Raw genomic sequence first — 10,301 nt, 5'->3', positions numbered from 1 at the left:
ACGCTGCTTGCCGCCGCACTGATGGCCGCAACGGCAAGCGCCCAGACGGTTCTGCGCTCGTCCGACACGCACCCGGACGGCTATCCGACGGTCGAGGCGGTCAAATATTTCGGCGAACTTGTGAAGGAGCGGACAGCCGGCCGCTATACGGTCGAGCTTTATCATTCCGCGCAGCTCGGCGAGGAAAAGGACACGATCGAGCAGGTCCGCTCCGGCGTGATCGACCTCAACCGCGTCTCGATGGCGCCGTTCAACGGGCTCATCCCCGAAACCACCGTGCCCTCGCTGCCCTACATCTTCCGCTCGGAAGATCATATGCACAAGGTCATGGACGGAGCGGTCGGCGACCAGATCGCGACGGCGTTCGAACAGGTCGGGCTGGTGCTGCTTGCCTTCTATGACGGCGGCGCGCGCTCCTTCTACAATTCGAAGAAGCCGATCAACAATGTAGCCGATCTGGCCGGCATGAAGTTCCGCGTCATCCAGTCCGACATCTTCGTCGACATGGTGGCGGCACTCGGGGCCAACGCGACGCCGATGCCGTATGGCGAGGTGTATTCGGCGATCGAGACCGGGGTTATCGACGGCGCGGAGAACAATTTTCCCAGCTACGACACCGCCAAACATGCGGAAGTCGCCAAGTTCTATTCGCTCGACGAGCACACAATGGTGCCGGAAGCCTTCGTCATGGCGAAGTCGAGCTGGGACAAGCTGACGCCGGAAGACCAGGCGATCTTCAAGGCGGCGGCCAAGGAAAGCGTCGCCAAGCAGCGTGAGTTGTGGGCCGCCAAGGTCAAGGAATCTCGTGCCAAGGTCGAGGCGGCCGGTTCGCAGATTACGACGCCGGACAAGCAGCCCTTCATCGACGCGATGGGTCCGGTCTACGAGAAGCACGTCAAGGACGACAAGCTGAAGGCCATGGTCGAGGCCATCAAGGCCACGCAGTGATCAAACGGCGGCGCGGGCATTCCGCGCCGCCATCCTCTTGCGGAGAGAACCCGTGACCTCCAGTCCAGAACAGAAATCGCCCCTGTCCGGCGTCGCGCGCGTGATGTCACGCGTCAGCACGGCGGCGCTGTGGATCGCCGGCATCGGGCTGGTGCTGATGACCGCCTTCGTCGCCTGGCAGGTGTTCGGCCGCTATGTTCTGAACCGCTCGCCGAGCTGGACCGAGCAAGGCTCGGTGATGCTGATGAGCTGGTTCATTTTCCTCGGCGCGGCCGTCGGGGTGCGCGAGAACTATCACCTCGGCTTCGACGTCCTGCTCTACGTGCTGCCGAAAGGCGGCAAGCGCTGGCTGAGAATGATCTCGGACCTCGTCGCGCTCGTCTTCGGCATCGGTATGATCTGGTATGGCAGCCAGCTGGTCGCCTTGACCTGGGGCGCCACCTTGCCGTCGCTCGGCATATCGGGGGGCTGGGACTACGTCCCGCTTGTCGCGGGAGGCGCGCTCATCGTGCTCTTCACGCTGGAGCGCATCGTGCTTCGTCTCTCCGGTGCGCCGATCGACGATGCACTCGATGAACTGCCGCCGGCGGAAGTCGCCGCCGAACTCGACACAGCGAACGTGAAGGTCTGACGCGATGGAACTCTGGATACTCTTCGGCGTCTTCACCGTTCTGATGCTCATCGGCACGCCGATCGCCTTCTGCCTCGGCGTCGCAAGCTTGGCCACCGTCCTCTACATGGGCCTGCCGCCGCTCATCGTGTTCCAGCGCCTGAATTCCGGCATGAGCGTCTTTTCGCTGCTGGCCATTCCCTTTTTCATCTACGCCGGCGACTTGATGGTGCGCGGCGGCATCGCCAGCAAGATTGTTGCCTTCGCCGGCTCGCTCGTCGGCCATATGCGTGGCGGCCTCGGGCAGGTCAACATTGCGACCGCTACACTGTTCGGCGGCATTTCGGGCTCCGCGGTGGCAGAGGCGGCGGCGGTAGGCGGCTTGATGATCCCGCAGATGAAGGCGCGTGGATATGGAGCGGATTACGCTGTCAACGTCACCTCGATGGCGGCGCTGATCGCGCTGCTCCTGCCGCCGTCGCACAACATGATCATCTACTCGATCTCGGCAGGCGGAAAGATCTCCATCGCCGACCTGTTCACGGCCGGTGTCATCCCGGGCCTGCTATTGGCCCTAGCTCTGATGATCACCGCTTATCTCGTGGCGCGCTCCCGCGGCTATCCGACCGAGCCGTTTCCGGGCTTCGCTGCCGTCGCGCATCTCTTCGCTGTCGCGGTGCCCGGCCTGCTGCTGATCGCGATCATCTTCGGCGGCGTACGATCGGGTATTTTCACGGCCACCGAGAGTTCCTGCATTGCCGTCATCTACGCGCTGCTCGTGACGGTCTTTGTTTACCGGCAGATGACTTGGGAGGGTTTCGTTCATGCCACCCATGGCGCCGTGCGCACCACGGCCATGGTGCTGCTCATCATCGGCATGGCGGCGGCGTTCTCGTGGTTGATGGCCTTCCTGAAAGTGCCGGCAGCGCTCATAGTCTCGATGAATGCGATCTCGGAAGATCCGCTCGTCGTGCTTCTGCTGCTCAACATCTTGATGCTGTTCCTCGGCACCTTCATGGACATGGGGCCGACGATCATCATCTGCACGCCGATCTTCCTGCCCGTGGCACAGGCTTACGGCGTCGATCCGGTGCATTTCGGCGTCATCATGATCCTCAACTTCGGCATCGGGCTGAACACGCCGCCGGTGGGCGCAGTGCAGTTCGTGGCCTGCGCAGTGGGCAAAATATCCGTCTGGGAAGCGATGCGCTCGATCTGGCCGTTCTATGGGGCAGGCCTCGTGGTGCTGGGGCTCGTCACCTACATTCCGGCCATCTCGCTATGGCTGCCGAGCGTCTTCAAATAGGGGTTGGCAATGGCATCGGATACGGCGATCAGCCTGAGGGTCGAACGCAAGCCCAAACTGTCTGAAACCGTGGTCGCGGCAATCCGCAAGCAGTTGCAGGCGGGCGAGATCCAGCCAGGCCAAAAGCTGCCGACCGAGGGCCAGCTGACCGAAACCTTCGGGGTCAGCCGCACAGTCGTCCGTGAAGCGCTGGCCAAGCTTGCCGCCGACGGTCTGGTCGAGCCGCGCCAGGGCGCCGGGGTCTTCGTCACCGAGCATATATCGACGATGTTCGGCGCGCTGGCCGCGGACATGGGCAGCAAGGATTCGATCGCGCTCAACGTGCTCGAAGTGCGTCTGGCGATCGAGATCGAATCCGCCGGGCTCGCCGCTATCCGTCGCAATGCCGCACAGGAAGCTGCGATCCAGGAGGCGTTCTTCGAGTTCGAGAGGCTGCTCTTGAACAGCGAGCCGACGGGTCCTGCCGACCTTGCCTTCCACCGCGCGATCGCCAGCGCCACCAACAATCCGTTCTATGTCGAGATGCTCGACGTGCTCGGCCGGCGCGCCATTCCTTGCGACGTGACGTCACCCTGGTCCACCGAGCTCGCCCAATCCGACGTCTACCAGCGCGGACTGCAAGGCGAGCATCTGGTGATCCTGAACGCGATCATATCAGGCGATGCCGAGTCCGCGCGCGAAGCCATGCGCGCGCATCTCACCGCGAGCCAGCAGCGCTATCGTGAGCGCCTGCACGCACGTCAAAGTTTTTATGCCGAGTCGGTCAAGGCCGCGGCAACCGAATGACCAACGAGGCAGCCCAATGGGACAGCAATGAATCACACTGACAATCACACGGATTTCACCTCGCGCTTCGCCATCGACCCTGTTACCGCCGCGGCGATGGGGACGGACGAGCTCCGTCACAATTTCCTGATCGAAGGCCTGTTCCAATTAGGCCGCATCGGCCTGACCTACACGCATTACGACCGCATGATCGTCGGCGGCGCCATGCCCGCGGGCACGCCGCTGCCACTGGAGGCGATCAAGCCGACCGGGACCAAGAACTTTCTCGATCGCCGCGAACTGATCGCGGTCAACATCGGCGGCGCCGGCATTGTGAAAGCTGGCGGCCAATCCTACGAGTTGCAGCCGCGTGACATGCTGTATCTCGGCATGGGCGCCAAAGAGGTGTCGTTCGCCTCAGTCAATCCAGCCGAGCCGGCCAAGTTCTATCTGCTCAGTGCGCCGGCGCATCAGAGCCATCCCAGCCAGCTGATCCGCATCGGCGATGCCAAGCGGCTCGATCTCGGCAGCCAGGCGACCTGCAATGAGCGCTCGATCTTCCAGTTCATCCATGCTGGAGGCGTCAAAACCTGCCAGCTGGTCGTCGGCATGACCCAGCTTGCGTCAGGCTCGGTCTGGAACACCATGCCATGCCATGTGCATGACCGGCGCATGGAAGCCTATCTCTATTTCGACCTGCCGGAGGCGGCGCGCGTGTTCCATTTCATGGGCGAACCGGACGAGACCCGCCATCTCGTCATGCGCAATGAAGAAGCGGTGCTGTCGCCGGGATGGTCGATCCATTCGGGCGCCGGCACGTCCAACTATGCCTTCATCTGGGCGATGGCCGGCGACAATGTCGACTATACCGATGTCGATCCGGTAGCGATGGACGAGCTGCGGTGAGCGACCTTTCCGCTTTCAGCCTGGCCGGCAAGCGTATCCTCGTCACCGGCGCCAACACCGGCATCGGCCAAGGTATCGCCTTGTCGATCGCGCGCGCCGGTGGTGCTGTGGTCGGCGTCGGCCGTTCGGCGCTGGATGAGACCGCGGAAAAGGTCGCGGCGGTGAATGGACGTTTCGAGGCGGTGCGCTGTGATCTTGCCGATCATGCCGCCGCCCAGGCGATGCTCGATCGCCTCTGGGACGAAACCGGGCCGCTCGATGGGCTGGTCAACAATGCCGGCATCATCCGGCGCGCCGACGCCGTCGATCTGACGCAAGTCGATTGGGACGACGTCATGGATGTCAATCTGAAGACGGTCTTTTTCCTCAGCCAGAGCTTCGCCAAGCGCGTGCTTGCCAATCCGGGGCGGCGCGGCAAGATCGTCAACATCGCGTCGATGCTGAGCTTCCAGGGCGGCATCCGCGTCGCCTCCTATACCGCCTCGAAACACGGCGTGCTCGGCATCACCCGATTGCTCGCCTGCGAATGGGCGTCGAAAGGCATCAACGTCAACGGCATTGCGCCCGGCTATATCGAAACCAACAACACCGAGGCGCTGCGTGCCGATCCAGACCGCAGCGCCGCCATTCTGGCGCGCATTCCGGCCGGGCGCTGGGGCGGTCCGGAAGACATCGGCGACGCGGCTGTCTTCCTGCTGGCGCCGGCGTCAAACTACATGCATGGCGCGGTGGTGCCGGTGGACGGCGGCTGGCTGGCGCGATGAGGAGGATTTGGCGATGACCGGAACGAAGATCTTTTCGCACGCCGGCGAGGGCGCATGGACGCCGACCCCGGACGGCAATCGCAGGCGCGTGCTGCTGCACACGGACGAACTGATGATGGTCGAGTTCGGTTTCGACAAGGGCGGTGTCGGTGCGCTGCATTCGCACCCGCATGTCCAGGCAAGCTACGTCGCCGAAGGCCGCTTCGAGGTCACCATCGACGGCAGGACCGAGATCCTGGAAGCGGGCAGCAGCTTCATTGTCCCTTCCAACCTGGTTCATGGCGTCAAGGCGCTCGAGGCCGGCCGCCTGGTCGACAGCTTTACGCCGCACCGCGCCGATTTTATCGACTGAAAGCGCGCGAACGCAGGTCATCGCGGTGTGTCCGGCCGAGGGGCAGGACCGCCTGTTTGAGCATATCCCGCAAACGAAAAGCCCGCGCCTCCGGAGAGACGCGGGCGTGTTGCCTGGGCGCTTGTGGCGCCGCGGTACTCAAAACATCACCGCAGAACCTGAACCTGCCGAATTATGATGAAGATAGGATTAACCGGCCAGACTCGACGCGATATTCACAGCCAAAGCGAATAGGGGCTGGAATCACGATCCCATATCCGCCAATGAGGGAGGTATTCTTTCAGACGGCGCCGACGGAGACAGGATTTGAGGGGGGATCAAGTGTTCGAAACCGCGGTCATGGCAGTCACCCGGAGATTCGCCGGGGAGCTTTGGCAGGTCATGCCACCGCTGCTTCTGACCGTTCCGACCCTGCCTTTCCGGGCAGCGCCGATCGTAGAAATTCCTTGATGCAGGTATCTGCGGCGAGCGTCCGGGCGGAGGATCCCAAGCGGCGCGTCTTGAAGGACGTGTTCGGCTTCGATGATTTTCGTCCCGGCCAGGACGCTGTGACGGAGGTGCTGCTGGCCGGGCGCCATGTGCTGGCTGTGATGCCGACCGGCGCCGGAAAATCGCTCTGCTATCAGGTCCCGGCGCTGGTCCTGGGCGGGCTCACCATTGTCGTTTCGCCGCTGGTGGCGCTGATGCAGGACCAGGTCGCTGCATTGCGTCTTGCCGGCGTGGCCGCCGACACGATCAATTCGTCGCTCGACCGCGATGCCAATGTCGCCGCATGGCGCCGCGTTGCGGCGGGCCAAACGCGCCTGCTCTATCTTGCGCCGGAGCGGCTCATGACGACGCGGATGCTCGAGGCGCTCGCCAGGCTCGATATCCGGCTGATCGCCGTCGACGAGGCGCATTGCATCTCCCAATGGGGTCCGGCGTTCCGGCGCGAATATGAAGAGTTGTCGCGGCTGCGCGACATTTTCCCTGATGTGCCGATCATTGCGCTGACGGCGACGGCGGACGAGGCGACGCGCACCGACATCGCCGCACAGCTGTTCGCCGGGCGCGTCGAGACCCTGGTGCTGGGTTTCGACCGGCCGAACATCAAGCTTGGCACCGAGCCTAAGCAGGACAGCAAGCGCCAATTGCTGGGTTTCGTGCAGCGTCATGCCGGCCGCAGCGGGATCGTCTATTGCCTGTCGCGCAAGAAGACCGAGGAGATGGCGGCGTTCCTCGAGAAGAACGGCGTGCGCGCCCTGGCCTATCATGCCGGCATGAGCAAAGAGGCGCGTGAGGCCAACCAGAACAGCTTCATGACCTTGTCCGGCGTCGTGATGGTCGCGACCATCGCCTTCGGCATGGGGATCGACAAGCCTGACGTCGCCTATGTCTTCCATACCGATCTGCCGGGCAGCCTCGAAGCCTACTATCAGGAAATCGGGCGCGCGGGCCGCGACGGGCGGGCTGCCGAGGCACATATGCTGTTCGGTCTCGGCGATATCCGCATGCGGCGGCTTTTCATCGAAGACGAGGACGCACCGGCGGAGCACAAAAGGCGTGCGCATAGCCGCCTCGATACGCTGATCGGCTATTGCGAGACGGCCCAGTGCCGCCGCCAGATCCTGCTTGGCTACTTCGGCGAAACGGCAATGCCTTGCGGCAATTGCGACAATTGCCTTGACCAGACGCCGCATGCGGATGGCGAGGCGGAGGCACGGATCATCCTCGCGGCCATCGCCCAGACCGGCGAGCGCTTTGGTGCTGCCCATGTCGTCGATGTTCTGCTCGGCCATGAAACCGAGAAGGTCCTGGCCAGGAACCACCACAGGCTTGCCAGCTTCGGGACCGGTGTGGCGCACAAGAAGGATGTGTGGCTGTCGCTCATCCGCCAGCTCGTCGCGGGAGGGTTTCTGACATTGGATTCAAGCGGCCATGGCGGCCTTGCCATCGCCGAAAAGGGCCGTGAGCTGGCCCGTGGCGATGTCCCGTTCCGGTATCGCGTCGAGGTGCGGAACCGCGCATTGCGCGGCAAGACACGTCCCGATGCTGCCGCGGGCACGGAAGGGCTGGATTCCGCGCTGTTGGCCACGCTCAAGGCGGTACGGCTGCGTCTTGCCCGGGAGCGCCAGGTGCCGGCCTTCGTGATCTTCTCCGATCGTACACTGATCGATATGGCCGAGCGCTGCCCGCGCGACCTGGACGCCTTCGCCGCAGTCAACGGCGTCGGCGCCGCGAAGCTCAGGGAGTTCGGCCAGATTTTTCTGAGCGCAATCGCTGCGCATCAATCCGGGGTGTCGGGCTGACGACCCACGCCAGCGCCGCACTTAGCATTTGCTTCGTCTCACCGCTGCGATCGCAGCCTCCTGCTGCCGCAAGCGCTCGATTCTCGCGCTCTGGCGGGCAGTGACGGTAGAGGCGACACGCCGAGCTCCCCATAGCCAGCCCGGAATGTTGGTTTTCGCGACTTTGCCCCGAGTGATCGCTGTCGCCGACATCTCCTTGGCGACTTCGCCCATGGCCACGTTGAGTTCGATACAGCTCATCTTGTCGTATTTCGCGGTATCAAAGGATGCGTGGAACGGCGATGAGCAACCTCCGAAAAATACGAAGCTGCATATCAGGGGTGTGGCTGTAGTGATCGCCTTCATTTTTTTATCAAGCAGGTTTGACGCCGAACGGGCGAATCAGAGGGGCCGCGGAGCGTTCCCGAGGCTCTGCGTAACGGAAGCATGAGACCTCTACAATACTCTGTTCGACGCGTCATTCCCCTCTATTATCCTCGAAGAATTTCGAGAGAGCCGCGGCGGTCTGGTGAGGATGCTCTTCTGGAAAGAAGTGCCCGCCCGGGACAGGGCTTCCTTCAACGCTGTCGGCCCATTTGCGCCAAATAGCCAGCGGTCCGCCTTCCTCCGCATACCAGTTCTCCAGGCCGCCTTCGCTGCTCCACAGTGCCAGGAGCGGACACTCAATGCGACGACCATTTGCCTGATCCGCCGCGTCATGTTCACGATCGATCGTGGCAGCGGCCCGATACTCTTCGCATATCGCATGAACATGAACGGCATCGCGAAGCGCATCGACATAGGCATCCCTGACCTCCGCCGAGAACATTTCTGCCGGCGACCCCCACTGCACAATCGCATTGTCGACGATGGCATCGGGCGCAGCGCCTATCAGTCGCTCCGGCAGAGGCTCCGGTTGCGCAAGAAGGCTCCAGGGCCAGAAACCGAGAGCCAGCCTGGCGTCCGCCCTATCCCACGCGGCGGCGGTGGGGATGACATCGAGGACCGCGACTTTGGAGATTTGATCGGGATGGTCGAGTGCCAGGCGATAGGCGACCCGCCCGCCACGATCATGTCCGGCAACCATGAATTGCTCAAATCCCAGCTGCTTCATGACCTGAACCATATCGCCGGCCATGGCGCGTTTGGCGTATGGGCTATGATCGGCGGAGGACACCGGGCACCCGCTTTGCCCATAGCCTCGAAGATCGGCGGCGATCACCGTAAAGCGGGACGCCAATGCTGTGGCGACATCCCTCCACATCAGATGCGTTTCGGGAAAACCATGAAGAAGCAGCAGCGGCGGACCCGTTCCGCCGACCCTTGCGAAAATGGTCGTGTCGTCCAGTTGCAAACTGGTAGCTCTGAAACCTGCAAACAACGTTCGTCTCCCTCGGCGTGCCTCAGGCAACAACGCACAACGTTGCAGAAGGATCACGGTCAGCTGCCGTGCCTGGAGGGGAGGCGGTCACGGAATTCTCCTCAATGGCTGGTGCGGGTCACTGATATTTCGATCGGCGCACCCCATATGAGCGGCAAGAGTGTCGCTTAGGGATTTACTATGATGATTTCGCGTTCGAGCCGGTTTGCAGTTTTGTTTGCAGGACTGTTCCTGGCATTTTCCATGGTCACGGCCGATTACGCCGAGGCGCGCCGTGGCGGCAGCTTCGGCAGCCGCGGCATGCGCACTTTCCAGTCGGTCCCGCCGACCAGGACGGCGCCGCAGCCGGCCGCGCCGGTCGAGCGCTCGATGACGCCCAATACCGCAACGAACAATGCGGCCCGCCAGACGCCGGCATCCCAACGACCAAGCTTCTTCAACGGCCTCGGCGGTTCGATGATGCGCGGCCTGCTGCTCGGCGGCCTGATCGGACTTCTTTTGGGCCAAGGGTTCGGCGGCTTGGCTGGCATGTTGGGCCTGCTGCTTCAGGGTCTGCTGATCGGCGGCGCGATCATGTTGGCCATCCGCTTTTTCCGGTCGCAATCGGCACGCAACCAGGGGCCTGCCATGGCCGGTGTCCCGCGGAGCATGGGCAACTTTGGGCGAAACGCGGCAGCCCGGCCCGAGGCGGACAACGTCTCATCTTTCCCTATTCCAGGCATCGGGTCTGGATTTGGCCGGACGGCTCCAGCCACCGATGAAATTACGATGACGCCGGCCGACCTCGACACCTTCCAGCAACGGTTGACGGAGGTTCAGGAAGCCTTCGGGCGCGAAGACCATGCTGGCTTGCGCCGGCTGGCGACCCCCGAGATGGTGTCCTACCTGTCCGAAGAACTTGCCGACAATGCCAAAAAGGGCATCAGGAACGACGTGTCTGACGTCAGCCTGTTGGAGGCCGATGTTGCGGAGAGCTGGCGGGAAGACGATCGCGACTACGCG

At 63.0% G+C, this 10,301-nt stretch carries 11 protein-coding genes; 9 read left to right on the top strand and 2 right to left on the bottom strand.

Annotated features, from left to right (window positions below):
- Positions 1 to 3: 3 nt before the first annotated feature.
- The 8 genes from E5W87_RS09705 (at position 4) to recQ (ending at position 7,939) form a co-directional block, all read left to right on the top strand.
- Positions 4 to 948 (top strand): TRAP transporter substrate-binding protein, encoded by a 945-nt coding sequence (locus E5W87_RS09705; RefSeq protein WP_292396478.1) that lies wholly within the window; start codon positions 4 to 6, stop codon positions 946 to 948.
- 103 nt (positions 949 to 1,051) lie between these two features.
- Entirely contained in the window at positions 1,052 to 1,579 is a 528-nt protein-coding gene (locus tag E5W87_RS09700; protein WP_292396475.1) for a TRAP transporter small permease, read from the top strand.
- 4 nt (positions 1,580 to 1,583) lie between these two features.
- Positions 1,584 to 2,864, top strand: coding sequence for a TRAP transporter large permease (locus tag E5W87_RS09695; RefSeq protein WP_292396437.1), 1,281 nt, complete (start codon positions 1,584 to 1,586; stop codon positions 2,862 to 2,864).
- Between the two features lie 9 nt (positions 2,865 to 2,873).
- Positions 2,874 to 3,650 (top strand): FadR/GntR family transcriptional regulator, encoded by a 777-nt coding sequence (locus tag E5W87_RS09690; protein WP_292396434.1) that lies wholly within the window; start codon positions 2,874 to 2,876, stop codon positions 3,648 to 3,650.
- 27 nt (positions 3,651 to 3,677) lie between these two features.
- Positions 3,678 to 4,535 carry a 5-dehydro-4-deoxy-D-glucuronate isomerase gene (gene kduI / locus E5W87_RS09685; RefSeq protein WP_292396432.1) on the top strand — a complete coding sequence of 286 codons (858 nt, stop codon included), beginning with the start codon at positions 3,678 to 3,680 and terminating at the stop codon, positions 4,533 to 4,535.
- Positions 4,532 to 5,299: a 2-dehydro-3-deoxy-D-gluconate 5-dehydrogenase KduD gene (gene kduD / locus E5W87_RS09680; protein WP_292396430.1), complete on the top strand. Its 768-nt coding sequence runs from the start codon at positions 4,532 to 4,534 to the stop codon at positions 5,297 to 5,299. The genes kduI and kduD overlap by 4 nt, the downstream gene beginning before the upstream one ends.
- A 13-nt stretch (positions 5,300 to 5,312) precedes the next feature.
- Entirely contained in the window at positions 5,313 to 5,651 is a 339-nt protein-coding gene (locus tag E5W87_RS09675) for a cupin domain-containing protein (RefSeq protein ID WP_126035635.1), read from the top strand.
- 449 nt (positions 5,652 to 6,100) lie between these two features.
- The gene (recQ, locus tag E5W87_RS09670; RefSeq protein ID WP_292396426.1) at positions 6,101 to 7,939 is read left to right on the top strand and encodes a DNA helicase RecQ; all 1,839 of its coding nucleotides are present in this window, start codon (positions 6,101 to 6,103) and stop codon (positions 7,937 to 7,939) included.
- 21 nt (positions 7,940 to 7,960) lie between these two features.
- Here recQ and E5W87_RS09665 read toward each other — a convergent pair whose 3' ends face one another.
- A complete protein-coding gene (locus E5W87_RS09665) occupies positions 7,961 to 8,284 on the bottom strand; it encodes a hypothetical protein (protein WP_292396424.1) in 324 nt (107 codons plus the stop codon).
- 112 nt (positions 8,285 to 8,396) lie between these two features.
- The gene (locus E5W87_RS09660) at positions 8,397 to 9,299 is read right to left on the bottom strand and encodes an alpha/beta hydrolase (RefSeq protein ID WP_292396473.1); all 903 of its coding nucleotides are present in this window, start codon (positions 9,297 to 9,299) and stop codon (positions 8,397 to 8,399) included.
- Between the two features lie 183 nt (positions 9,300 to 9,482).
- Between E5W87_RS09660 and E5W87_RS09655 the strand changes: the two genes are divergently transcribed.
- Positions 9,483 to 10,301, top strand: an 819-nt coding sequence (locus E5W87_RS09655; RefSeq protein ID WP_292396471.1) for a TIM44-like domain-containing protein, incomplete at its 3' end; no start/stop codon positions are given.

Source organism: Mesorhizobium sp. (assembly GCF_004962925.1).
GTDB lineage: Bacteria > Pseudomonadota > Alphaproteobacteria > Rhizobiales > Rhizobiaceae > Mesorhizobium.
Note: the sequence above shows the minus strand (reverse complement) of the source record. Positions and strands in the feature narration are given on the sequence as shown.